The sequence below is a fragment of the Micrococcus sp. CS26 genome (genome assembly GCF_055522295.1).
Window position 1 is genome coordinate 21,234 of sequence record NZ_JBVFVY010000019.1, and the last position, 24,507, is coordinate 45,740.

Below are 24,507 nucleotides of genomic sequence, written 5' to 3' on the forward strand. Positions count from 1 at the left end.
CATGCGCATCCCCCTGGACTGGCTGCGGGAGTTCGTCCCCGTGCCCGCGGAGCACCGTGCCGAGGACGTGATGGCCGACCTCGTCCGCGTCGGCCTCGAGGAGGAGGACGTCCACCGTCCGGCCGCCGAGCTGCAGGGCCCGATCGTCGTCGGGCAGGTGCTCTCCAAGGAGCCCGAGCCGCAGAAGAACGGCAAGACCATCAACTGGTGCTCCGTGCGGGTGGTTCCCGAGGGCGCCGCCCAGCCGCTCACCGGCGAGGGCATCGAGCCCTCCGGCGTGCAGGGCATCGTGTGCGGCGCCCACAACTTCGAGGTCGGGGACAAGGTCGTCGTGACCCTGCCCGGCGCGGTGCTGCCCGGCGACTTCCGCATCAGCCCCCGCAAGACCTACGGGCACGTCTCGGCCGGGATGATCGCCTCCAGCACGGAGCTGGGCGTGGGCGACGACGGCACGGACGGGATCATCGTGCTCGGCGACCTCGGGCTCGACCCCGAGCCGGGCACCGACGCCCGGGACGTCCTGGACCTGCACGGCGAGGCCGCCGAGATCAACGTGACGCCCGACCGCGGCTACGCGTTCTCGATGCGCGGCGTCGCGCGCGAGTACGCGCACGCCACCGGCGTGCCCTTCACGGACCCGGCCGCCGCCGTCCACCCGCCCGCGGCCGACGACGCCGGCCCGGCCGTCCGCATCGACGACGACGCGCCGATCCACGGCGAGCCCGGGGCCACCCGGTTCGTGGCCCGCACGGTCTCCGGCGTGGACGCGACCCGCCCGACCCCGCCGTGGCTGGCCGCGCGCCTGCGCCTGGCCGGCATCCGCACCATCTCCCTGCCGGTGGACATCTCCAACTACGTCATGTGGGAGCTGGGCCAGCCCCTGCACTTCTACGACGCGGACACGCTCTCCGGCGAGATCGTGGTGCGCCGCGCGCGGGCCGGAGAGACCCTGACCACCCTCGACGGCAAGGAGCGCGAGCTCGACCCCGAGGACCTGCTCATCACGGACGACTCCGGCCCCATCGGCCTGGCGGGCGTCATGGGCGGGGCCGCCACCGAGGTCACGGACGCCACCACCACGATCGTGGTCGAGTCCGCGAACTTCGACCCCGTGTCGATCGCCCGTACGCGGCGCCGGCACCGCCTGCCCTCGGAGGCGTCGAAGCGCAACGAGCGCGGCGTCGACTGGGAGATCGCCGACGAGGCGGCCGAGCGGGCCGTGCAGCTGCTCGTCGAGCTCGCCGGCGGCACCGCCGAGCCCGGGGTCACCGACGTCGGGACGCGGCCGCAGCCGGCCGTCGTCGAGATGGCCGCCGACTTCCCCTCCGCCCTGGTGGGCGTGGCGTACACGACCGACGAGGTCGTGGAGACGCTGCGCGCCCTGGGCGCCGAGGTGGCCGTCGCCGAGGCCGCCGCCGACGTCGCCCCGCGGCTGACCGTGACCGCCCCGTCGTGGCGCACGGACCTGCGCATCCCCGAGGACCTCGCCGAGGAGGTCGCGCGCCTGCGCGGCTACGACGCGATCCCCTCCGTGGTGCCCGTGGCCCCGCCGGGCCGCGGCTTCACCCGCCGCCAGGCCCAGCGTCGCCGCGTGTCGGCCGCGCTCGCGGCCGCGGGACTCACCGAGGTGCTGGCCTACCCGTTCGTCTCCGAGGAGCAGAACCGGCGTTTCGGGGCGGACTCGGACGCGCAGGGCCAGGCCCTGGCGATGGTGGCCCTGGCCAATCCGATCGCCTCCCAGTACCGGTACCTGCGCCTGTCGCTGCTGCCGGGCCTCGTCGAGACCGCGCGCCGCAACCTCGGACGCGGCTTCCGCGATCTGGCGCTGTACGAGATGGGGCTGGTCTTCCTGCCCGGCGCGCAGCTGGGCTCGGCGACGATCCCCCCGCGCGCGGTCCACCCCTCCGCCGAGGTCCTCGCCGACCTCGAGGCCGGCATCCCCGCTCAGCCGTGGCACGTGGCCGGTCTGTACGCCGGGCACGACTCGGCGCCCGGGCCGGACCACGACCCCCGCCCGGTGGACTGGCAGGACGCGATCGCCGGGGCCCTCGACGTGGCCGACGTCCTCGGCGTCGAGCTGACCGTCCGGCAGGGCCGGCACCACGCGTTCCACCCGGGCCGGGTGGCCGAGCTCGTCGTCGTGACCGAGCACGGGGACCGGGTGGTGGGCGTCGCCGGCGAGCTGCACCCGCAGTGGCTCGAGGCCGAGGACCTGCCCGCCCGCACGAGCGTGTGGGAGCTGGACCTGGACGCGCTGTGCGCCGCGGCCCCCGAGATCGTGGTCGCCGCACCGCTGTCCACGTTCCCCGTGAGCACGCAGGACGTGGCGCTCGTGGTGGACGAGGCCGTCGTGGCCGGGGACGTGCGCGCGACCCTCGCCGAGGGTGCCGGGGAGCTGCTCGAGGCCGTCGAGCTGTTCGACGTCTACCGGGGCGCGGGCGTGCCGGAGGGGCGGAAGTCCCTCGCGTTCTCCCTGCGCTTCCGCGCCCCTGACCGCACGCTCACCGCGGAGGAGGTCTCCGAGGCCCGCGCCGCGGCCACCGCGCTCGCGGCGCAGCGGCACGGGGCGGTCCAGCGCTGACCGTGTCCGTCGCGACCGGCCCGTGGGGCCTGACCTCGGCCGTCCCCGCCTCGGCGGGGGCGGCCGACGCCGTCTCCGCGCTGCTCGGTCAGGTGCGCACCGCCCTGACGGCGGCCTGGGGCGTGCCGGTGGGGCCGCTCGGGCTCCGGCACGCCTGCCCGCGCTGCGGCTCGGCCGCGCACGGCGTCCCCGCGCTGACCGGCCTGCCCCCCGGCCGGGTCGCCCTCGTCTCGTTCACGCGCGTCCGGATGCCCGGCACTGAGGACCGGGCTCGGATCGGGGCGTGGTGGGCGCCGGCACGGCCCGCCGACGGGCTCGGCCTCGGGGTGGACGTCGAGCGGGCGGACGCCGCGGCCTTCGCGGACGAGGACGGCCTGGGCGGGGTGGGCTTCTCGACGGCGGAGCGCGCCCGGGTGCGGGAGCTTCCCGCCCCCGAGAGGCCCGCCGCGCGGGCCCGGCTGTGGACGCGGAAGGAGGCGCTCGTGAAGGCCGCCGGCACCGGCTTCACGGGCGACCCCGCCGCCGTCGACGCACTGACCGTGCCGGCCGACGTCGTGCTGGTGGACCTCACCGACCGGCTGCCGGGCGGTCTCCTCGGGGCGCTGGCGCTGCGGGGCCGCTGAGTCGACCGCGCGGCCGCCTCAGCCCGGGAACGGCGGCAGCTCGGGCCGCAGCGTCCACGCGTCGAAGAGCTCGTCCACCTGCGCTCGGCTCACCCCGGCGTGCGGGGCCCACGCGTGCACGTGCGTGCGCAGCCCCAGGGAGTCGACGGTGCCGAACCGGTGCTCCCGCACCCAGGCGCGCAGCATGGAGCCGAAGAGGTCCGTGCCCAGCAGGTGCCGCAGCGCCTCCACGGTGAGCGCGCCGCGCTTGTACACCCAGTCCTCGAACATCTCCTCCGGCCCGGGCTCGGCCAGCGCCTGCTCCACCGGGTGCGCGGCCAGCTTCTGCCAGGCCCGCCGCGCCATCGAGGTGATGCTGGACCGCCCCGAGGCCTCGGCCCACAGCCACTCGGACCAGCAGGCGAAGCCCTCGTGCAGCCACAGGTCGGACCAGCGGCCCAGGGTCACGGCGTTGCCGAACCACTGGTGGGACATCTCGTGGGCGATCAGCCGCTCGGACTCCCACGAGCCGTCCAGGTGGTTGGTGCCGAACAGCGACATGCTCGCGGCCTCGAGCGGGATCTCGAGCTCCTCGTCGGCCACGACCGCGGTGTAGTCCTCGAATGGGTATGGCCCGTAGGCGTCGATGAACGTGGCCATCATGGCCGGCTGGGGGGCAAGGGCCCGGAGGGCCCGCTGCTCGGTCCGCGGGGAGACCACGAGGCGCAGCGGCGGCAGGCCCTCGGCGGGAGGGGCGGCGTCCACGAGCCGGTAGCGGCCGATCTGCACGCTGAGCAGGTAGGCGGGCACGGGCTGGTCGAGCCGCCACCGCCACGTGACCCGCGAGCCGCGCGTGCGCACGGGCGCGCCCACGCCGTTGGCGACGGGCAGGTAGCCCGCGTCGCAGGTGAGGGTGATCTCCGCCGTCGAGCGGGAGGTGGGGGAGTCCACGCACGGCAGCCACGTGGAGGCGCCGTGGGGCTGCCCGGCCACGAGCACGCCGTCCGTGAGCTCCTCCCAGCCGATCGTGCCCCACGGGCTGCGCCGCAGCGTGGGCGTGCCCGCGTAGACCACGGTCAGCTCCACGAGCGTGCCCTCCGGCCGGCTCTCGTCCAGGTCGACGACGAGGCGGCTCGGGGCGCGGCCCGGCTGGGTGAACGAGGAGGCGACGGCGCGGCCGTCGACGACGGCGTCCACCCGGGACACGCGCAGCCGGTACAGGTCCAGCTCGATGCGGCGGCTCTGCTTCGTCAGGCGCACGCGCAGGACGGCGGTGCCGGAGACCCGGTTCGCGGCCAGGCGCACGTCGAGGTCCAGTGCGATGTGCTCGACGGTGGCGGCGTCGGTGCCGACGCCCGGGACGTAGGGATCGGTGCTCATGCTTCCTCTCGGGAGGGGGTGGCCGCGGCGGCGGGGTCGCCGTCGGGACGACGCCACGGGGAGACCGGGTTGCCGAGCCACCACGTGCCGGCGGGCAGCTCCTCGCCGCGCATCACGAGGGACCCGGCACCGACGGTGGTGCCGCGGCCCAGGCGGGCGGCGGGCAGCACCACGGAGTGGGGGCCGAGGGTGGCGCCGTCCTCCAGGACGACGGCGTCCAGGGACATCACGCGGTCGTGGAACAGGTGGGTCTGGACGACGCAGCCGCGGTTCACGGTGGCGCCGTCGCCGAGCTCCACGAGGTCGGCCTCGGGCAGCCAGTAGGACTCGACCCAGGCGCCGTGGCCGATGCGGGCGCCCATCGCGCGCAGGAACCAGACCAGGGCGGGGGTGCCGGCCGCGGCCCGGCTGAACCACGGGGCGGCGAGGAACTCGGTGAAGGTGTCCGCGACCTCGTTGCGCCAGATGAACGAGGACCACAGCGGGTGCTCGCCCGCGCGGATCCGGCCGACGAAGACCCGCTTGGCGAGCACGGTCAGGCTCGCCGCGACCGCGCCGGCCGCGAGCAGGACGACGCCGCCCAGGACGAAGGCCAGCGCCCACGTGCCGACCGCGATGAGGGCGGCCAGCGTCGCGCCGACGGCGAGGGACAGGGCCACGTGCAGCCACACCGGGATCGCGCGCAGCAGCTCCCAGGCGGTGCGGGCGGCCTTGAGTCGGGCCGGCGGGTCGTAGGTGAGGGCGGCGTCTGCGGTGACCTCGTTGCGGCGCAGGCGCACGGGCGGGGAGCCCATCCAGGACGTGCCCGCCTTGGTCTTGGCCGGGGTGGTGGACAGCACCGCCACGAGCGAGTCGCGGCGCAGGGTGCGGCCGCCGGGCACCATGCCGGAGTTGCCCACGAACGAGCGCTTGCCGACCTTCGCGGGGGCCACGTGCATCCACCCGCCGTCGAGGGAGTAGGAGGAGACCATCGTGTCGTCGGCGAGGAACGCGCCGTCGCCCACGCGGGTCATGCAGGGCAGGAGCACCACGGTGGAGGCCTCGACGCCGCGGCCCACCTCGGCGCCCAGCAGGCGCAGCCACGTCGGCGTGAAGCGGGAGGCGTAGATCGGGAACAGCTGGTCGCGGGCGGCGTCGAGGACGCGCTCGGTGGCCCACACCTGCCAGCCGACCCGGGAGCGCACGGGGTGGTGCCCCTCCGTGATGCCGAGCGCGAGCAGGCGCACGGTGACGAGCACGAGCAGCATCTGGGTCAGGAACCAGACGCCGGCCACCAGGGGGCTTGCGGCCAGCAGGCGCGCCGCGGTGGTCCCGACGGCGGCCAGCGGCCCCGCCTCCGGGGCCGGCGGCCACCAGGTCAGCGACCACGCGGCCACCGCGGCCGCCGCGGCGGCGGAGACGAGCGGAAGGAGGGAGATGAGGGTCGAGAGGACGGTCGCCATCAGGCGCCAGCCCGGGGTCTCCCGCGGCGCCTCGGCGGGGCCGCGGGACTTCACCTTGCCCACCTTGACGGCGGGGGAGCCGGCGTGGCGCTGGCCGCCGCGCACCCGCCCGGCGACGGTGGACCCGGCCTCGACGTGCGCCCCGGCGCCGACCTGGGCGCCCGGCAGGAGCGTGGAGCGGGCGCCCACGACGGCGTCCGCGCCGATGCGCACCTCGCCGAGCCGGACGACGTCGCCGTCGACCCAGTAGCCGGACAGGTCCACCTCAGGCTCGATCGCGGCGCCCTCCTCGACCGTGAGCATGCCGGTGACCGGTGGCACGGTGTGCATGTCCACGTCCTTGCCGATCCGGTTGCCCAGCAGTCGCGCGTAGGCGGGCACCCACGTGGCGCCGGCCAGCGAGTAGGGGTCCACGAGGTCGCTGATCTGCTGGGCGAGCCACAGGCGCAGGTGGACGCGGCCACCGCGCGGGTAGGACCCGGGGCTCACGCCGCGCAGCAGCAGCCGGGCCGTCGCGGCGGTGAGCAGCATGCGGCCGGGCACGGTCACCACCAGCAGACCGGCCACGATCAGCACCCACCACGGCACGGTGGGCAGCCCGGGCGCGAGCCCGGAGAGCGTCAGCAGGTTCAGGGCCAGGCCGGTCCACACGCCCAGGCGCAGGGCGGGCAGGACGAACACGGGCAGTCCCACGAGGGTCTGGACCCACTGGGTGCGGTGGCGGGTGCGGTCGACGTGCCGGTCGTGCACCTCGATGCCGCGGGGGCCGTCGTCGCCCACGACGGCGGCCACGAGGGCCCCGGCGGTGGGGTTGCGGTAGACGTCCTGGACGGTCACGGCCGGGTGGCGCAGGCGCAGGCGGGCCACGAGCTGGGCAGCGGCGAGCGAGCCGCCGCCGGCCTCGAAGAAGTCGGTGTCGGCGTCCTTGGGGGGCGCGCCGAGCACGTCCGCCCACTGGCGCAGCACCCAGCCGTCGGCGGTGTCCTCGTTCGGCTGGGGCGCGTCCTCGTCCACCTCGGCGCCGGGCAGGGGCCACGGCAGCGCGTGGCGGTCCACCTTGCCGGAGGTCTTCGTGGGCAGGGAGTCCACGACGGCCAGCCGGGGCACGAGTGCGGCCGGCAGCTCCGCCGCGAGGTGCTCGCGGGCCATGTGCAGGTCGAGCTCGGCCTCGGGGTCCGCGGGGACGAGGTAGCCGACGAGGATCTGGTGGCCCGCCGGGGTGGTCTGCACGGCCGCGGCGCCGCCGTGGACGCCGGGCAGGGCCTGGAGCGCCGCGTCCACCTCGCCGAGCTCGATGCGGCGGCCGCCGAGCTTCACCTGGTCGTCGGCGCGGCCGACGAACAGCAGGCCCTCCGGCTCGAAGACCACGAGGTCACCGGAGCGGTAGGCACGCTCCCAGCCGAGGGAGGGCATGGGGGCGTACTTCTCGGCGTCCTTGGCCGGGTCGAGGTAGCGGGCCAGGCCGACGCCGCCGATGATCAGCTCGCCCGTCTCGCCCTCGGCCACGGGCAGCGTGGTCTGCGGGTCGACGACGGCCAGGTCCCAGCCGTCCAGGGGCAGGCCGATGCGGACCGGGCCGAGACCCGTGAGCGGGGCCGCGCACGCGACGACGGTGGCCTCCGTGGGGCCGTAGGTGTTCCAGACCTCGCGGCCGTCCTCCGCCAGGCGCGCGGCGAGCTCGGGCGGGCAGGCCTCGCCGCCGAAGATCAGCAGCCGGACGTTGTCCATGGCCTCGGTGGGCCACATCGCGGCGAGGGTCGGCACGGTGGACACGGCGGTGATGCGCCGCTCGGCGAGCCACGGGCCGAGGTCCATGCCGGAGCGCACGAGCGAGCGGGGGGCCGGGACCAGGCACGCACCGTGACGCCAGGCGAGCCACATCTCCTCGCACGAGGCGTCGAACGCGACGGACAGTCCCGCCAGCACGCGGTCGCCCGGGGCGAGCGGATCGTCCGCCAGGAAGATCCGCGCCTCGGCGTCCACGAAGGCCGCGGCCGAGCGGTGGCTCACCGCCACGCCCTTGGGGGTGCCCGTCGAGCCAGAGGTGAAGATGATCCACGCGTCGTCCTCGAGCCCGGGGGCGCGGGCCTCCGCGGCCGGGTCCGCGGTGTGCTCGGGGTGCGGGGCGTAGACCCGCTCGTCGGTGAGGACGCCGGCCACCTTCGCCTCGCCGAACACGAGGCGGGCGCGCTCCTCCGGATCGTCCGCGTCCACGGGGACGTAGGCCGCGCCGGCGGCGAGCACGCCGAGGATCGAGACGTACAGCGCGGCCGTGCCCGAGGCGATCCGCACGCCGACCCGGTCTCCCGCCCGCACGCCGGCGGCCCACAGGTGGCGGGCGGTCTCGTCGACGCGCTCCCGCAGCTCCGCGTACGTCAGCGGCTCGACGCCGTCGTCCAGGGCGGTCGCGTCCGGGTGCTCGCGCGCCGTGGCGTCGAAGAGCTCCACGAGCGTCCGGGCGGGCGGGGTGCGCTCGGAGCCGGGCAGCTGCGGCCGATGCGGCGCGCCCGCGGGGTCGAGGGGGACGGAGGGCGGGGTGGGCGCGGCGGACGAAAGGGACACAGGGGCCTCCGGGGGTGTGAGCGGCAAACCGAGGGTCGGACGCGGACCAGGCCGCAGCGGGACATTCTATGCCCCGCCCGCGGCCGCGCGGGGCGCCTGGAAGGCACCGGGCGGGTCCGGCTCAGGACAGGGTGAGCAGCACCTTGCCCGTCGTCGACCGGGACTCGAGGGCGGCGTGCGCGGCGGCCGCGTCCGCCAGCGGGAAGCGCTCGCCGATCCGTACGTCGAGCTCGCCGGAGGCCCACGCCCCGAACACCTCTCCACCACGCCAGCGGGTCTCCTCGCCCGTGCGCGTGTAGTGCACCAGCGAGGGCCGGGTGACGTACAGCGAGCCGGCCGCGTTGAGCCGCTGCAGGTCGAAGGGGGGCACCTGCCCGGAGGCCCCGCCGAAGAGCACGAGTGTGCCGCGCACGCGCAGCACCTCGAGCGAGGTGTCGAAGGTGTCCTTCCCCACGCCGTCGTACACGACGTGCGCGCCCTCGCCGTCCGTCAGCTCCGCCACCGTGGCGGCGAGGTCCGGATAGTCCACCGCGGCGACGGCGCCCGCGCCCCGGGACAGCTCCCGCTTCTCCTCCGTGGACGCCGTGGTGACCACGCGGGCGCCGCGGGCCGTCGCGAGCTGGGTGAGCAGGAGCCCCACGCCGCCGGCACCGGCCGTCACGACCACCGTGTGGCCCTCCTCCACCGGGAAGGTGGACCGGCAGAGGTAGTGGGCCGTCATGCCCTGCAGCGGAAGGGCGGCGGCCTCGGCCAGGTCGATGCCCTCCGGGACGGCGAGGAGACGATCCGCGGGGGCGGTGAAGTGCTCGGCGTACGCACCGGTGGCCGTCGCGGTGGCGACACGGGCCCCCAGGAGCGCGGCGTCCACGCCCTCGCCGAGCGCGACGACCTCGCCGGAGCCCTCCGTGCCGGGGGTGAAGGGCAGGTCCATCGCGTAGGTCCCGGAGCGCTGGTACGTCTCGATGAAGTTCAGGCCCGCCGCGGCGGTCCGCACCAGCACGTGCCCCGGTGCGGGAGAGGGCACCTCCGTCTCGGTCCACTGCAGGACCTCGGGGCCGCCCGTGGCGGACACGACGACGGCGTGGTGGGTGCGGGGGACGGCGGGGGTGTTCGCAGTGGTCATGGCCCCACTCTAGGAGCGGGCCCGGACATCCGGCCCGTCCCGGGGGACCCGAGGCACCGCATAGATATTCCGTGCAACGCATATCTACGCTAGGATGGGGCCATGACCCACACCGTCGCCGTCTCCGGAGCCAGCGGCTACGCCGGGGGAGAGGCCCTGCGCCTGCTCGCCGGCCACCCGTCCGTCACCGTCGGAGCCATCACGGCCCACTCGAACGCGGGGGAGCGCCTCGGCGCCCTCCAGCCGCACCTGCACGCCCTGGCGGACCGCGTCCTCGCCGAGACCACCGCGGACGTCCTCGCCGGTCACGACGTCGTGATCCTCGCGCTGCCCCACGGGGCCTCCGGGGCGCTGGCGGCCGAGATCGCAGAGCGATCCCCGGACACCCTGGTGATCGACGCGGGCGCCGACCACCGCCTCGAGTCAGCCGCAGACTGGGAGGCCTTCTACGGCACCGCGCACGCCGGGACCTGGCCCTACGGCCTGCCCGAGCTGCCCGGTCAGCGTGAGCGACTCGCCGGCACCCGCCGCATCGCCGTCCCCGGGTGCTACCCGACCACCTCGATCCTCGCCCTCGCGCCCGGCTTCGCCGCGGGGCTGCTCGAGCCGCAGGACGTGGTGATCGTCGCCGCCTCGGGCACCTCCGGGGCGGGCAAGGCGCTCAAGCCGCACCTGCTCGGCGCCGAGGTCATGGGCGGGATGAGCCCGTACGGCGTCGGTGGCGGGCACCGGCACACCCCGGAGATCGAGCAGGGCCTGGCCCAGGCGGCCGGCGAGCCGGTCCGCGTCTCCTTCACGCCCACGCTCGCGCCGATGCCGCGCGGCATCCTCGCGACGGCCACGGCGCGGCTGCGCCCCGGCGTGGCCGCCGCGGACGTGCGCGCGGCATGGGCCGCGGCCTACGGCGGCGAACGCTTCGTGCACCTGCTGCCCGAGGGGCAGTGGCCGACGACGAAGGCGGTCCTCGGCTCCAACCACGTGCAGCTGCAGCTCGCCGTGGATGAGCGTGCCGGCCGCGTGATCGTCTGCGCGGTGCTCGACAACCTCACCAAGGGCACGGCCGGCGGCGCCGTGCAGTCCATGAACATCGCCCTGGGCCTGCCGGAGCAGGCGGGGCTCGAGCAGCAGGGGGTCGCGCCGTGAGCGTCACCGCAGCACAGGGGTTCCGGGCGGCCGGCGTCACCGCGGGGCTGAAGGCCTCGGGCACGCCCGACGTCGCCGTCGTCGTCAACCAGGGCCCGCGCGACGCGGCGGCCGCCGTCCTCACCGAGAACCGGGTGGCGGCCGCCCCCGTGGTCTGGACCCGCCGCGCCGTGCGGGACGGCCGTGCGACCGCGGTCGTCCTGAACTCCGGCGGGGCCAACGCGGCCACCGGCGCCGAGGGCCTCGAGGACGCCCGTCGCACCGCCGAGCACGCGGCCGCCGCCCTCGGGGCCGCCGCCGACGACGTGCTCGTCTGCTCGACCGGCCTCATCGGCGAGCGCCTGCCGATGGACACCCTCACCGCGGGCGTGTCCGAGGCGGTCGCCGCCCTCAGTCCGGACGGCGGCGAGGACGCCGCCGTCGCGATCAAGACCACGGACACCGTGGCCAAGACCGCCGTGGCCCGCGGCGCGGGCTTCACCGTGGGCGGCATGGCCAAGGGGGCGGGCATGCTGGCACCCGGCATGGCCACCATGCTCAGCGTCATCACCACGGACGCCGACGTCCCCGCCCCCGCCCTCGACGCGGCCCTGCGCGAGGCCGTGCGCGCCACCTTCAACCGGGTCGACTCGGACGGGTGCATGTCCACCAACGACACCGTGATCCTGCTGGCCTCGGGCGCGTCCGGGACCGCGCCCGAGCCCGAGGCGTTCGCCGCGGCCCTCCACGAGGTCTGCGCGGACCTGTCCCGCCAGCTCGTCGCCGACGCCGAGGGCGCCCGGCACGACATCGCCGTGCGCGTGGTCCACGCCGAGACCGAGGAAGCGGCCGAGGCCGTCGCCCGCGCCGTCGGCCGCTCCAACCTGTTCAAGACCGCGATCTTCGGCCAGGACCCGAACTGGGGACGCGTGATCGCCGCCGTCGGCACGGTCCCGGAGTCGGTCGCCGCCTTCGACCCGTACGCCCTCGACGTGCGCTTCAACGGCGTCCAGGTGTGCCGCGCCTCCGGTGTGGGGGAGGACCGCTCCCGCGTGGACCTGACGGCCCGCGAGGTGCTCGTCGAGGTCGACCTGCACGCCGGCGACGCCGAGGCCACGGTCTGGACCAACGACCTGACGCACGACTACGTCCACGAGAACTCCGCCTACTCCACGTGAGGACCCCCAGCATGAGCCCGCACACCGACCCGGCCACGGCGGCCGCACCCGTCCTGTCCACCGCGGACCGGCTCGACCGCGCCGAGTCCAAGGCGGAGGTCCTCGTCGAGGCCCTGCCCTGGATCCGGCGGTTCGCCGGCACCGTCATGGTCGTCAAGTACGGCGGCAACGCCATGGTGTCGGAGGAGCTGCGCCGGGCGTTCGCCGAGGACATCGTGTTCCTGCACCACGTGGGGGTCCACCCCGTGGTGGTGCACGGCGGCGGCCCGCAGATCAACGCGATGCTCGACCGCCTCGGCATCGCGTCCGAGTTCCGCGGCGGCCTGCGCGTGACCACCGAGGAGGCCATGGACGTGGTCCGCATGGTGCTCACGGGACAGGTGGGCCGCGAGCTGGTCGGCCTCGTGAACTCCCACGGCCCGTACGCCGTCGGCTTCTCCGGCGAGGACGCGGGGCTGCTGCGCGCCCGCCGCACGGGCGCCGTCGTGGACGGGCAGGAGGTGGACCTCGGCCTCGTGGGCGAGGTCACCGGCGTCGACCCGACCGCGATCCTCGACGTGATCGAGTCCGGGCGGATCCCCGTGGTCTCGTCGGTCGCCCCCGAGATCGACGACGACGGCCAGCCCACCGGGCAGGTCCTCAACGTCAATGCGGACACCGCCGCCGCGGCCCTGGCCGCCGCCCTCGGCGCCGCGAAGCTCGTGCTGCTCACCGACGTCGAGGGCCTCTACGCGGACTGGCCGGACCGGGACTCCCTCATCAGCTCGCTCACCGCCGCCCAGCTGCGTGCGCTGCTGCCCTCCCTGGCCTCCGGGATGATCCCGAAGATGGCCGCGTGCCTGGCGGCCGTCGACGCCGGCGTGCAGCGCGCCCACGTCGTGGACGGCCGCCGCCCCCACTCGATGCTGCTGGAGGTCTTCACCTCCGCGGGCGTCGGCACCCAGGTGGTGCCCGACGCCGAACCCACCGCCCCGACCACCCCCGAGGAGGACGCATGAGCACCGACCAGTCCGCGCTGCTGGAGCGCTACCACGCCGCCCTGACCGGCGTCTTCGGCCGCCCCACCCGCGTGCTCGTGCGCGGCGAGGGGGTCCACGTGTGGGACGCCGACGGCCGGCGCTACACGGACCTGCTGGCCGGCATCGCCGTGAATGCGCTCGGCCACGGCCACCCGGCGCTGGTGCGGGCCGTGTCCGAGCAGATCGCCACGCTCGGCCACGTGTCCAACCTCTTCACGTCCGAGCCGCAGATCCGCCTGGCCGAGCGCCTGCTGGAACTGGCCGGCGTGCCCGCGGGCTCCACCGTGTTCTTCGCGAACTCCGGCACGGAGGCCAACGAGGCCGCGTTCAAGCTCGCCCGCCGCCACGGTGCGGACGACCCGTCCGGCCGCCGGACGCGGGTGATCGCGCTCGAGCGGGCCTTCCACGGCCGCACGATGGGCGCCCTCGCGCTCACGCACAAGGAGGCCTACCGGGCGCCCTTCGAGCCGCTGCCCGGCGGCGTGGAGCACGTGCCGGGCGGGGACGCCGCAGCCCTGCGGGCGGCCCTGGCCCCGGACGACGACGGCGCCACCGTCGCCGCCGTCATCCTCGAGCCGGTCCAGGGCGAGGCCGGCGTGCACGGCTGGCCGGCCGGCTACCTGGCCGAGGTGCGGGCCGCGACCCGCGAGGCCGGCGCCCTGATGATCCTCGACGAGGTGCAGTCCGGCGTGGGCCGCACCGGCACGTGGTTCGGCTTCCAGAACCCGGCCGTCACCGGTGCGGCAGAGCCGGTGGTGCCCGACGCCTTCACCCTGGCGAAGGGACTGGGCGGCGGCGTGCCGATCGGGGCGCTCGTGTGCGTCGGCCCCGCCGTCTCCAGGCTGCTCACCGCCGGCCAGCACGGCACCACGTTCGGCGGCAACCCCCTGGCCACCGCCGCGGGCCTGGCCGTGCTCCAGACCGTCGAGGACGAGGGCCTGCTCGGCCACGTCCGCGCCGCGGGCGAGGCCGTGGCCGCCCTGCTGGAGGACCTGCCCGAGGTGGCCGCGGTGCGCGGTCACGGCCTGTGGATCGGCGTCGACCTGGCCGACCCCGCGGGACCGGTCCCGGCCGGCGGGCTGGCCCCCGCCGTCGTCGCCGCCGGCCTCGAGGCGGGCTGGATCCTCAACGCCACCGGCCCGTCCACCCTGCGCCTGGCCCCGCCGCTCACCGTGCCCGTGGCCGAGCTCGAGCGCTTCGCCGCCGCCCTGCCCGGGCTCGTGGCCGCCGCCCTGACCCCCGCCGAAGGAGACCGCCCATGACCCCCGCCACCGCCGTCCGCCACTTCCTGGTGGACACGGACCTCACCCCGGCCGAGCAGGCCGAGGTGCTCGACCTCGCCGCGCAGATGAAGGCCGACCGGTTCCGGCACCGCCCGCTGGCCGGGCCCCGGACCGGCATCGTGTTCTTCGACAAGACCTCCACGCGCACCCGCGTCTCGTTCGCGGCCGGCATCGCCGAGCTCGGCGGGACGCCCTTGATCGTGAACCCGGGGGAGTCGCAGCTGGGCCACAAGGAGTCCGTGGCGGACACGGCCCGCGTGCTGGAGCGGATGGTCGGCGTCATCGTCTGGCGCACGTTCGCGCAGGCCGGTCTCGAGGAGATGGCCGCCCATTCCTCGGTGCCCGTGGTCAATGCGCTCAGCGACGACTACCACCCCTGTCAGATCCTCGCCGACCTGCTGACGGTGCGCGAGCACCTCGGCGGCACGGCGGGCCGCACTCTGACGTATCTGGGGGACGCGGCGAACAACATGGCCCACTCGTATCTGCTCGGCTGCGCGACGGCCGGCATGCACGTGCGGGTCGCCGGCCCCGAGGGGCACCTGCCTGCCGAGGACGTCGTGGCCGCCGCCCGACGGCGGGCGGCGGAGACGGGCGGTTCCGTCCTCGTCACGACGGACGCGGCCGAGGCCCTGGCGGGCGCGGACGTCGTCGTGACCGACACGTGGGTGTCCATGGGCCAGGAGGAGGAGAAGGAGGCCCGCCTGGCGCTGTTCCGGGACTACCAGGTGGACGCCGCCGCGATGGCGCGGGCGGCCGACGACGCGATCTTCCTGCACTGCCTGCCCGCGTACCGGGGCTACGAGGTCACGGCCGAGGTGATCGACGGGCCGCGGTCCGTGGTGTTCGACGAGGCCGAGAACCGGCTGCACGCGCAGAAGGCGCTCATCGCCTGGCTGCTGTACCGCTCCGGCCTGGCCGAGGAGCCGCGCTGATGGCCGCCCCCACGACGAAGATCGCCCGTCAGGCCGCGATCCGGGAGATCCTGGCCACCCGGGGCATCCGCTCCCAGGCCGAACTCTCGGACGCCCTGGGCGATCGCGGGCTGTCCGTCACCCAGGGCACGCTCTCGCGGGACCTGGTGGACCTCGGCGCGGTGCGGACGCGCGGGCCGGCCGGCATGGTCTACGCCCTTCCGGCGGAGGGCGACGACGCCGCCGTGCCGGGCCGCGGCTCGGACGCGCAGCTGAATCGCCTGGCGAGCATGGCCCGCGAGCTGCTCGTCTCCGCCGAGCCCACCGCGAACCTCGTGGTCCTGCGCACGCCCCCGGGCGCGGCGCAGTTCCTGGCCAGCGTGATCGACCAGGCGCGCGTGGAGCACGTGATGGGCACGATCGCCGGCGACGACACCATCCTCCTCATCACCACGGGGACCACGTCCGCCCCGGCCGTCGCGGCCCACCTGCTGGGTCTGGCGGGCTAACCGACCCGTCCGGCCCCGCCCGCGCGGGTGACGGGCACCAGGCACGAGGAAGGCCCCCGCCGACGGCGGGGGCCTTCCTCGTGTGGTACCGGTCCGGGGGACCGGTCAGGCGTCTCAGGCCTGCGGCAGGACGAGCTCCTGGCCGACGTAGATCACGGCGGCGTCGGAGACGGCGCCCTTGTTGGCCTCGTAGAGGGCGGTCCAGCCACCCTCCACCTCGTACTCGTTGGCGAGCTTCCAGAGGGAGTCACCGGACTTGACGACGATGGTCTCGGCCTCGGCGACGACGGCCTGCTCCGCGGCAGCGGCCTGCTCAGCGGCGGCAGCCTTCTGAGCGGCGGCCTTCTCCGCGGCGGCAGCCTTCTGAGCGGCAGCCTTCTCCGCGGCGGCGGCACGCTGGGCAGCGGCCTTGTCGGCGGCGGCCTGCTCGGCAGCAGCCTGCTCGGCGGCCCAGCGCTCGGCGGCGGCCTGGTCGGCAGCAGCCTGCTCGGCGGCCCAGCGCTCGGCGGCGGCCTGGTCGGCAGCAGCCTGCTCAGCAGCGGCCTGCTCAGCAGCAGCCTCGTCGGCGGCGGACTGGCGCTGCACGGTGGCGGTGCGCTCCACGGCGACCGGGGCGGCCTCGGTGGCGTCCACGTCACCGGCGTCCGCGTCAGCCTGGGTCAGGCCCAGCTTCTGCGAGCACAGCGGCCAGGCGCCCCAGCCCTGCAGGTCCTGGAGGATCTCGGCGCGCTTGATCTGCTCGGCCTTGGAGGCCTGGTGCGGGTAGCCCTCGCCGCCGACGGCCTGCCAGGAGGACAGGGTGAACTGCACGCCGCCGTAGAAGCCGTTGCCGGTGTTGATGTCCCAGGTGCCGTTGGACTCGCACTCGGCGAGGCGGTCCCAGGTGTCCACGGTGGCGGCCTGGGCCAGGGCGGAGAAGCCCACGGCGGCGGCGCCGGCGAGGGTCATGCCCGCAACGATCGAGGCGGTGGCACGGCGGGAGCGGGTGGCGGAAGTGGTGAAGAGAGTCATGGTGTCCATGGCGAGTCCTCGCTGATCGGTGGCCGAGGCACACCGGGGTCGTCCTTCTCCTTGGTCGGGTCATGCCCTCCGTCGGTTCGAGACGACCCAGCAGCGGGCGACCGTCGGAGGGGGTTCGATGTCGTGGCCTCCCCGTCCCCGACCTCTCGGTCAGATCACGGTTCGATCACGAATCGGCTACGGAAGAGTCAACGACGGGAGCCCCCCTCGCGTCAAATCATGGGTCGACGAATTCTTGCCCGTCCGTCTCACATTTGAGATCAGGTGACGAATCGCTCCCTGAGGCGGGAGTACGTGGACGAAATGCACGCCACTGCCCGCATTGGATCTTAGGGCGTCTGATTGGACAGTGTGGACAACCTCCGTCACAGGGGCGTGGGCGAAGGTCACGATCGACGGTCGAAGCCGTGACCGGCGTCGCGTTCGACCCGAACTTCGAGCGCGGGGCCATGGTTGCGGGTGGCCGCCGCGGTGGGCGCAGAGGGGCTGCGCAGGATCCATCAGGAGCTGATATTCCGTCAGTTGCATATTTATTCAAGACCCGGGTAGGATCGTCGCCGAGCACGCCTCCGACGGCCACGTGCCGCGCTCGGAGACCCCCCTATATAAAGAGGAGAAAACGTGAAGGAACGCATCATCCTTGCCTACTCGGGCGGCCTGGACACCTCCGTGGCCATCGGCTGGATCGCCGAGGCCACGGGCGCCGAGGTCGTCGCCGTCGCGGTCGACGTGGGCCAGGGGGGCGAGTCCCTCGAGACGATCCGCCAGCGCGCCCTGGACTGCGGCGCCGTCGAGGCCTACGTCGCCGACGCGCGTGACGAGTTCGCCGAGCAGTACTGCATGCCCACGCTCAAGGCCAACGCCCTCTACATGGACGCCTACCCGCTGGTCTCCGCGATCTCGCGCCCGGTGATCTCCCGCCACCTGGTCGCGGCGGCCCGCCAGTTCGGCGCCTCGACGGTGGCGCACGGCTGCACCGGCAAGGGCAACGACCAGGTCCGCTTCGAGGTCTCCATCCAGACCCTCGGCCCCGACCTGAAGTGCATCGCGCCGGTGCGCGACCTCGCCCTGACCCGTGAGAAGGCCATCGAGTACGCCGAGCGCAACGACCTGCCGATCGTCACCACCAAGAAGAACCCGTTCTCGATCGACCAGAACGTGTGGGGCCGCGCCGTCGAGACCGGCTTCCTCGAGGACATCTGGAACGGCCCCACGAAGGACGTCTACGACTACACGGACGACCCCGCCTTCCCGCCGGCGCCGGACGTGGTCACGATCGCCTTCGAGCGCGGCGTCCCCACGGCCCTCGACGGTCGCGCGCTGAGCCCGCTGGAGATCATCGAGGAGCTCAACCGCCGGGCCGGTGCCCAGGGCGTGGGCCGGATCGACATCGTCGAGGACCGCCTCGTGGGCATCAAGTCCCGTGAGATCTACGAGGCACCGGGCGCCATGGCGCTGATCGCGGCCCACCGTGAGCTCGAGAACGTCACCCTGGAGCGGGAACAGGCGCGCTTCAAGAAGCATGTGGACCAGCGTTGGACCGAGCTGGTCTACGACGGCCAGTGGTACTCCCCGCTGAAGCGGAACCTGGACACGTTCATCGACGCGACCCAGGAGCACGTCAACGGTGAGATCCGCCTGGAGCTCCACGGCGGCCGTGCCACGGTGCAGGGTCGCCGGTCCGAGACCGGCCTGTACGACTTCAACCTCGCCACGTACGACGAGGGCGACTCGTTCGACCAGTCCTCGGCCCGCGGGTTCATCGACATCTTCGGCCTGTCCGCGAAGACGGCCTCGGAGCGCGAGCAGCGCCTGCGCGGCGGCGACGACCTCCAGGACGTCGCCCGCCTGTCCAACGACTGACCCCGCACGCCCCGCGCACGACGGCGGCCCGCCCGCGCCCGGGCCGGCCGCCGTCGGCCTGTCACCGACCTCGAGGAGACCTTCGATGACCGAGAACACCGACGCCCGCCACGGGACCAACGAGGGCGCCCTGTGGGGCGGCCGCTTCGCCGGCGGCCCTTCCGAGGCGCTCGCCGCGCTCAGCAAGTCCACGCACTTCGACTGGCGCCTGGCGCCCTATGACATCGCCGGCTCCCGTGCCCACGCCCGGGTGCTGCACACCGCCGGTCTGCTCAGTGCGGACGACCTGGACGGGATGATCGCGGCCCTCGACCGGCTCGAGGCGGACGTGCGTTCCGGTGCCTACACCCCGGCGGCGTCCGATGAGGACGTGCACGGCTCGCTCGAGCGCGGCCTCATCGAGCGGGCCGGTCCCGAGCTCGGCGGCCGCCTGCGGGCCGGCCGATCCCGCAACGACCAGGTCGCCACCCTCGGCCGGATGTTCCTGCGCGACCACGCCCGCATCATCGCGCGGGGCGTGATCGCCACGGTGGACGCGCTGCTCGATCAGGCGCGGGCGCACCCGTACGCGCCGATGCCGGGCCGCACCCACCTGCAGCACGCGCAGCCCGTCCTGCTCTCGCACCACCTGCTCGCGCACGCCTGGGCGTTCGCGCGGGACCTGCAGCGGCTCGTGGACTGGGACGCGCGCGCGGCCGTCTCGCCGTACGGCTCCGGGGCCCTGGCCGGCTCCTCCCTGGGTCTGGACCCGAACGCCGTGGCCACCGAGCTCGGCTTCGAGTCGGCCGTGTGGAACTCGATCGACGGCACCGCCGCCCGCGACGTGTACGCGGAGTTCGCGTGGGTCGCCGCGATGGTCGGCGTCGACCTGTCCCGCATCTCGGAGGAGGTCATCTTCTGGGCCACCAAGGAGGCGGGCTTCGTGACGCTGCACGACGCGTACTCCACGGGGTCCTCGATCATGCCGCAGAAGAAGAACCCGGACGTCGCCGAGCTGGCCCGCGGCAAGTCCGGCCGCCTCATCGGCGACCTCACGGGGCTGCTGGCCACGCTCAAGGGCATGCCGCTGGCCTACAACCGCGACCTGCAGGAGGACAAGGAGCCCGTCTTCGACGCCGCGGACACCCTCGAGCTGCTGCTGCCCGCCGTCTCCGGGATGATCGCCACCCTCGAGTTCCAGACGGAGCGCATGGCGGAGCTGGCCCCGCAGGGCTTCGCGCTGGCCACCGACGTCGCCGAGTGGCTCGTCCGCCAGGGGGTCCCGTTCCGCGAGGCCCACGAGCTGTCGGGCGAGGCCGTGAAGGCGGCCGAGGCCCGGGGCGTGGAGCTGTGGGACCTCACGGACGACGAGTACGCGGCCATCTCGCCGGCGCTGACCCCGCAGGTCCGCGAGGTGCTCAGCACGGAGGGCTCGCTCGCCTCTCGCGACGCCCAGGGCGGGACCGCGCCGACGGCCGTCGCGGCGCAGATCGGGGCGCTCGAGGACGCCCTGGCGCCGCTGCGCCGCTGGGCCGACACGCCGGGCTCCGTCGTCGACGCCCGCTGACGCGGTCGCCCGGCCGAGGCGGCGCCGACCGGGCCGGACGCGGCGGCGCCCCCAGGGCACCGCCGCGTCACCCGCCGTTCACCGCGGTCGGCGTAGCATGGGTGGTCACTTTTCCGCCGGGCGGGCCGCAGCGTGGTCCGCCCCTCACCGCACCGCGAGGGCCCCCGATGACCGATACCGTGTCCGTCCGCCAGTCCGAGCTCGACCTCGAGCGGGGTCGGGTCGCCGAGCGGTACGCCCGCCTCGACGCCCTGCGTGAGGAGAAGGAGCGCCAGCTCGCGGCCGTGCGCCGGACCGGCCCGCAGGGGTCGCTGCAGAACCACTCCGAGCGCGACGCCTTCGCCAGCCTCTACGAGGACCGACTCGCCCAGCTCTACGCCGTGGACGACCGCCTCGTCTTCGGCCGGCTCGACCTCGACGCCGAGCGGGAGGGTGGGGCCGACGAGCAGCGGTACATCGGGCGCATCGGCCTCACCACCGAGGACCACGAGCGCCTCCTCGTCGACTGGCGCGCGGCCGAGGCCGGCGCCTTCTACCAGGCGACGGCGGCCCACCGGGGCCGCGTGCGCCGTCGTCGTCACCTGATGCTGCGGGGGCGCGAGGTGCGCGACCTCGAGGACGACATCCTGGACCCGACGCTGCTGGGCGAGGACGGCGTGCGCGCCGATGCCCAGGGTGCGCTGCTGGCCGCCGTCACCGCCCGACGCACGGGACGGATGGGGGACATCGTCGCCACGATCCAGGCGGAGCAGGACGAGGTGATCCGCGCGCCCCTGCCCGGGGCGGTCGTGGTGCAGGGCGGGCCCGGCACGGGGAAGACCGCCGTCGCCCTGCACCGCGCCGCCTACCTGCTGTACACCCACCGGGAGCGCCTCGCGCGCTCGGGCGTGCTGATCGTCGGCCCGTCGACCGCGTTCATGCGGTACATCGAGCGGGTGCTGCCCTCGCTGGGCGAGACCGGTGTCGTGATGTCCTCGCTGGGGACGCTGATGCCGGGTGTGCGGGCCGTCCCGGAGCGGGACCTCGACGCGGCGGCGGTGAAGGGCCGGCTGGACATGGTGGACGCCGTCGCCCACGCGGTCGCGCAGCGCCAGCGCCTGCTCGTCGAGCCGCGGCGCCTGATGATCGACGGCACGGCCGTCAAGCTCAAGCCGGCCATGGTCCGGCGCGCCCGGGACAAGGCGCGGGCCACCCGCAAGCCCCACAACGAGGCCCGGGTGACGTTCGTGAAGATCCTCGTCCGCGAGCTCGCGGAGAAGCTGCGCAAGAAGCTGGAGAAGTCCTCGGGCACCCCGGTGCAGCGTGACCTCCTGCTGGAGGACGTGCGCACCTCGCGCGACGTGCGCATCGCGCTCAACCTCTGCTGGATGCCGCTGACGCCGGAGAAGCTGATCGGCGACCTCCTCACCCGGGAGGACCTGCTCCGGGCGGCCGCCCCGTGGCTCTCCGACGCCGAGGTCGGCACGCTCCTGCGGCCGGCCGACGCCCCCTGGACCGAGGCCGACGTGCCCCTGCTGGACGAGGCGGCCGAGCTGCTCGGACGCCTCGAGACCCCGGGCCGGGGCGGTGAGTTCGCGGCCCAGCACGAGCGCAACCTCGAGAACGCCCGGGCGTCCCTGGAGAACATGCACCAGACGCTCGCGGACCTGGGCGTCGACGGCGTCGTGGACGCCGAGCAGCTGGCCGCGGCCAATGAGGCACGCGGGGTGCGACGGACCACCGCTGAGACCGCGGCCCACGACCGCACCTGGACGTACGGGCACGTGGTGGTGGACGAGGCTCAGGAGCTCTCTCCGATGCAGTGGCGCCTGCTGGCGCGCCGCTGCCCGATGAAGTCGTTCACCATCGTGGGGGACATCGCGCAGTCCTCCCGTCGTGACGCGGCCGGCTCGTGGGCGTCCGTCCTCGCCCCGGAGTTCGGGGACCGCTGGCGCCTGGAAGAGCTGACCGTGAACTACCGCTCGCCCGCGCGCGTGATGCGCTGGGCCGCGCAGGTCGCACGGGCGGCCGGGCTCGAGGTCTCCCATCCGCGCGCCGTGCGCGAGGGCGACCACCGCCCGCGCCTGGTGACGGAGCCGGGCGGGGACGTCGCGGCCCTGGCCCTCGACGCGGTCGAGGTCGAGCGGGACCGCGTGCCCGAGGCCCTGACCGCCGTGATCGCCCCCGCCGGGCGGACGGGGGAGCTGCTCACGGTCCTCCGGGAGCGGTGGGGGGAGGCGGCCGTGGACACCGCGCCGCTGCCCGGCGTCGAGATCGTCGTCGCCACCCCGTGGGAGACCAAGGGACTGGAGTTCGACACCGTCGTCCTCGTCTCGCCCGAGCGGATCGTGGCCGACGCGCGCGGCGTGGTGGGCGATCTGTACGTGGCGATGACCCGCGCCACCCAGTCGTTGTCCGTCGTCGCCGGGACGGACGCGGCCGCGCTGCCGGCCGGGCTGGCGGACGTCCCGGAGTGAGCCCCGCGGGCGACGTCGCACGTGCGCGGCGTCGCGGAGGCGCGCGGGCGCGTCGCTAGGCTGGGGGCTATGGCACCCCAGAACGAGGAGCGCGCGGCCCGACTGCGCGCACAGGCGAACGACCCGAGCTTCGAGAACGTCTGGCAGGAGCTGCGCTGGCGCGGGCTCGTGCACGTCTCGACGGACGAGGCCGCGCTGGAACAGGCGCTGGCCGGGGAGCCCGTCTCGTATTACTGCGGCTTCGACCCGACCGCTCCGTCTCTCCACCTGGGACACCTGGTCCAGCTGCTCACCCTGCGCCGCCTGCAGCTCGCCGGCCACCGCCCGTATGCCCTCGTGGGCGGCGCCACCGGCCTCATCGGCGACCCGCGGCAGACCTCGGAGCGCGTCCTGAACTCGCAGGAGACCGTGGCGGCGTGGGTGGAGTCGCTGCGCGCGCAGATCGAGCCGTACCTCTCCTTCGAGGGGGAGAACGCGGCGACCATGGTCAACAACCTGGACTGGACCGCGGGCATGAGCGCGCTGGACTTCCTGCGGGACGTCGGCAAGAACTTCCGCGTCGGCACGATGGTGAAGAAGGAGATCGTGGCCAAGCGCCTGAACTCTGATGAGGGCATCTCCTACACGGAGTTCTCCTACCAGGTGCTGCAGGGCAACGACTTCCTCGAGCTGCACCGCCGGCACGGCGTGACCCTCCAGACCGGCGGCTCCGACCAGTGGGGCAACCTCACCGCCGGCACCGAGCTGATCCGCAAGGTGGAGGGGACCCACGCCCATGCGCTGGGCACGCCGCTGATCACGAACGCGGACGGCACCAAGTTCGGCAAGTCCGAGGGCAACGCCGTCTGGCTCGACGCGGAGATGTGCTCCCCGTACGCCTTCTACCAGTTCTGGCTCAACACGGCGGACGCGGACGTCGTCGACCGACTCAAGGTCTTCACGTTCCTGACCCGCGCGGAGATCGAGGAGTACGCGCAGAAGGTGGCCGACGAGCCGTTCCGCCGGGAAGCCCAGAGGCGCCTGGCGTGGGAGGTCACGGCGCTGGCCCACGGAGAGGAGACGACGACGAAGGTCATCGAGGCCTCCCAGGCGGTGTTCGGAGGCGGCGACCTCACCACGGTGGACCCGGACACGCTGACCGCCGTGCTGGCCGAGCTGCCGCAGGCCGACCGGACCCAGTGGGAGGGGGAGCCGGGCACCGTGACCGCGGTCGAGCTGCTGGTCTCCACCGGGCTGGTCGCCTCGCGCTCCGAGGCGCGTCGGACGGTGCGCGACGGCGGCGCCTCGGTGAACAACGTGCGGGTGACGGATGCCGACCAGGTGTTCACCCGAGACGACGCCTTCGCCGGCCGGCACCTGCTGGTGCGCCGGGGCAAGAAGAACATGGCGGGTGCGGACCTGGGGGAGGCCTGACCACGGCCGCAGACCACCGGTGTCCACCGGGTCGCCAGAAGTGACCGAGGACACGACGGGCGGCGACGGCGGAGGAACCGCCCACGGGAGGAGCACAGGGCCCCGTTCTCCGCAGGATTCTGCGGAGAACGGGGCCCTCCCTCGTGCCCGGACGCCGGGTGTCACCCCTGATTTTGTGTTCGGTGGGATTCGTGTGTAGAGTTCCATCTCGTGCTCAAGACGCCGACCGGGTGACAGGGAGGCGGGGTGAAGAACACAGAATCCGCGGATTCATGCCGAGAATGGCAGGTCCAGGGCGGGTGGTGCTCACCGGGTGCGCGGCCGGCAGTGATGCGGGTCGGGATTCCTGAAGAAGATGATCTGGTTTGACAGCCGGCAATCATGTGGTAAGCTTTTCGAGGCCTTCCACGTGGATGGTCCGGTGAGTGTCTGACACCGCGTTGAGCGGAGTTGACATGGTCGGATCACGTGGTAAGGTTTTCTAGCCCGGCCAC

General features: G+C 74.4%; 16 protein-coding genes. 12 read left to right on the plus strand and 4 right to left on the minus strand.

Annotated features, from left to right (window positions below; genetic code table 11):
- Window position 1: 1 nt before the first annotated feature.
- Both pheT and ACZ1IK_RS08945 read left to right on the plus strand, forming a co-directional pair.
- Window positions 2–2,581, plus strand: a complete 2,580-nt coding sequence (gene pheT / locus ACZ1IK_RS08940; RefSeq protein WP_036315647.1) for a phenylalanine--tRNA ligase subunit beta — start codon at window positions 2–4, stop codon at window positions 2,579–2,581.
- A 2-nt stretch (window positions 2,582–2,583) separates the two neighbouring features.
- Complete coding sequence (locus tag ACZ1IK_RS08945) at window positions 2,584–3,204, plus strand: 4'-phosphopantetheinyl transferase family protein (protein ID WP_036337488.1); 621 nt, start codon at window positions 2,584–2,586, stop codon at window positions 3,202–3,204.
- An 18-nt stretch (window positions 3,205–3,222) separates the two neighbouring features.
- On the opposite strand, the gene ACZ1IK_RS08950 is transcribed toward ACZ1IK_RS08945, so the two are convergent.
- From ACZ1IK_RS08950 to ACZ1IK_RS08960, 3 genes are all read right to left on the minus strand, one after another.
- The gene (locus ACZ1IK_RS08950) at window positions 3,223–4,563 is read right to left on the minus strand and encodes a M1 family metallopeptidase (protein ID WP_036337490.1); all 1,341 of its coding nucleotides are present in this window, start codon (window positions 4,561–4,563) and stop codon (window positions 3,223–3,225) included.
- Window positions 4,560–8,567, minus strand: a complete 4,008-nt coding sequence (locus ACZ1IK_RS08955) for a Pls/PosA family non-ribosomal peptide synthetase (protein ID WP_041104187.1) — start codon at window positions 8,565–8,567, stop codon at window positions 4,560–4,562. The genes ACZ1IK_RS08950 and ACZ1IK_RS08955 overlap by 4 nt, the downstream gene beginning before the upstream one ends.
- A gap of 121 nt (window positions 8,568–8,688) precedes the next feature.
- Window positions 8,689–9,690 carry a quinone oxidoreductase family protein gene (locus tag ACZ1IK_RS08960; RefSeq protein ID WP_036315656.1) on the minus strand — a complete coding sequence of 334 codons (1,002 nt, stop codon included), beginning with the start codon at window positions 9,688–9,690 and terminating at the stop codon, window positions 8,689–8,691.
- 102 nt (window positions 9,691–9,792) lie between these two features.
- Here ACZ1IK_RS08960 and argC point away from each other — a divergent pair, with 102 nt between their 5' ends.
- The 6 genes from argC to argR are packed head-to-tail and all read left to right on the plus strand — an operon-like array spanning window position 9,793 to window position 15,715.
- Window positions 9,793–10,833 (plus strand): N-acetyl-gamma-glutamyl-phosphate reductase, encoded by a 1,041-nt coding sequence (argC, locus tag ACZ1IK_RS08965; RefSeq protein ID WP_123244382.1) that lies wholly within the window; start codon window positions 9,793–9,795, stop codon window positions 10,831–10,833.
- The gene (gene argJ, locus ACZ1IK_RS08970; RefSeq protein ID WP_465098465.1) at window positions 10,830–11,990 is read left to right on the plus strand and encodes a bifunctional glutamate N-acetyltransferase/amino-acid acetyltransferase ArgJ; all 1,161 of its coding nucleotides are present in this window, start codon (window positions 10,830–10,832) and stop codon (window positions 11,988–11,990) included. The genes argC and argJ overlap by 4 nt, the downstream gene beginning before the upstream one ends.
- 11 nt (window positions 11,991–12,001) lie before the next feature.
- Window positions 12,002–12,988, plus strand: coding sequence for an acetylglutamate kinase (gene argB / locus ACZ1IK_RS08975; RefSeq protein WP_196296765.1), 987 nt, complete (start codon window positions 12,002–12,004; stop codon window positions 12,986–12,988).
- On the plus strand, window positions 12,985–14,271 hold the full coding sequence (locus ACZ1IK_RS08980) for an acetylornithine transaminase (RefSeq protein ID WP_041104178.1): 1,287 nt from the start codon (window positions 12,985–12,987) through the stop codon (window positions 14,269–14,271). The genes argB and ACZ1IK_RS08980 overlap by 4 nt, the downstream gene beginning before the upstream one ends.
- Window positions 14,268–15,227 (plus strand): ornithine carbamoyltransferase, encoded by a 960-nt coding sequence (argF, locus tag ACZ1IK_RS08985; RefSeq protein WP_041104176.1) that lies wholly within the window; start codon window positions 14,268–14,270, stop codon window positions 15,225–15,227. The genes ACZ1IK_RS08980 and argF overlap by 4 nt, the downstream gene beginning before the upstream one ends.
- A complete protein-coding gene (argR, locus tag ACZ1IK_RS08990) occupies window positions 15,227–15,715 on the plus strand; it encodes an arginine repressor (RefSeq protein WP_036337506.1) in 489 nt (162 codons plus the stop codon). Before argF ends, argR begins: the two co-directional genes overlap by 1 nt.
- Before the next feature lie 114 nt (window positions 15,716–15,829).
- On the opposite strand, the gene rpf is transcribed toward argR, so the two are convergent.
- Window positions 15,830–16,735: a resuscitation-promoting factor Rpf gene (gene rpf / locus ACZ1IK_RS08995; protein WP_216886109.1), complete on the minus strand. Its 906-nt coding sequence runs from the start codon at window positions 16,733–16,735 to the stop codon at window positions 15,830–15,832.
- Between the two features lie 621 nt (window positions 16,736–17,356).
- On the opposite strand from rpf, the gene ACZ1IK_RS09000 reads away from it, so the two are divergent.
- The 4 genes from ACZ1IK_RS09000 to tyrS all read left to right on the plus strand — a co-directional run bounded on the left by ACZ1IK_RS09000 (window position 17,357) and on the right by tyrS (window position 24,013).
- Complete coding sequence (locus ACZ1IK_RS09000; RefSeq protein ID WP_041104698.1) at window positions 17,357–18,598, plus strand: argininosuccinate synthase; 1,242 nt, start codon at window positions 17,357–17,359, stop codon at window positions 18,596–18,598.
- 85 nt (window positions 18,599–18,683) lie between these two features.
- Entirely contained in the window at window positions 18,684–20,144 is a 1,461-nt protein-coding gene (argH, locus tag ACZ1IK_RS09005; protein WP_044659914.1) for an argininosuccinate lyase, read from the plus strand.
- Between the two features lie 167 nt (window positions 20,145–20,311).
- A complete protein-coding gene (locus tag ACZ1IK_RS09010) occupies window positions 20,312–22,600 on the plus strand; it encodes a HelD family protein (protein ID WP_041104703.1) in 2,289 nt (762 codons plus the stop codon).
- Between the two features lie 69 nt (window positions 22,601–22,669).
- Window positions 22,670–24,013, plus strand: coding sequence for a tyrosine--tRNA ligase (gene tyrS / locus ACZ1IK_RS09015; RefSeq protein ID WP_070708495.1), 1,344 nt, complete (start codon window positions 22,670–22,672; stop codon window positions 24,011–24,013).
- Window positions 24,014–24,507: the final 494 nt, after the last annotated feature.

Excerpts from the sequence above, each read along its gene's own strand:
- argF (WP_041104176.1), top strand. The coding sequence starts at position 14,268 with ATGACCCCCGCCACCGCCGTCCGCCACTTCCTGGTGGACACGGACCTC.
- argB (WP_196296765.1), top strand. The coding sequence starts at position 12,002 with ATGAGCCCGCACACCGACCCGGCCACGGCGGCCGCACCCGTCCTGTCC.
- rpf (WP_216886109.1), bottom strand. The coding sequence starts at position 16,735 with ATGGACACCATGACTCTCTTCACCACTTCCGCCACCCGCTCCCGCCGT.
- tyrS (WP_070708495.1), top strand. The coding sequence starts at position 22,670 with ATGGCACCCCAGAACGAGGAGCGCGCGGCCCGACTGCGCGCACAGGCG.
- argH (WP_044659914.1), top strand. The coding sequence starts at position 18,684 with ATGACCGAGAACACCGACGCCCGCCACGGGACCAACGAGGGCGCCCTG.
- ACZ1IK_RS09010 (WP_041104703.1), top strand. The coding sequence starts at position 20,312 with ATGACCGATACCGTGTCCGTCCGCCAGTCCGAGCTCGACCTCGAGCGG.
- ACZ1IK_RS08960 (WP_036315656.1), bottom strand. The coding sequence starts at position 9,690 with ATGACCACTGCGAACACCCCCGCCGTCCCCCGCACCCACCACGCCGTC.
- argR (WP_036337506.1), top strand. The coding sequence starts at position 15,227 with ATGGCCGCCCCCACGACGAAGATCGCCCGTCAGGCCGCGATCCGGGAG.
- ACZ1IK_RS08980 (WP_041104178.1), top strand. The coding sequence starts at position 12,985 with ATGAGCACCGACCAGTCCGCGCTGCTGGAGCGCTACCACGCCGCCCTG.
- ACZ1IK_RS08950 (WP_036337490.1), bottom strand. The coding sequence starts at position 4,563 with ATGAGCACCGATCCCTACGTCCCGGGCGTCGGCACCGACGCCGCCACC.
- argC (WP_123244382.1), top strand. The coding sequence starts at position 9,793 with ATGACCCACACCGTCGCCGTCTCCGGAGCCAGCGGCTACGCCGGGGGA.
- pheT (WP_036315647.1), top strand. The coding sequence starts at position 2 with ATGCGCATCCCCCTGGACTGGCTGCGGGAGTTCGTCCCCGTGCCCGCG.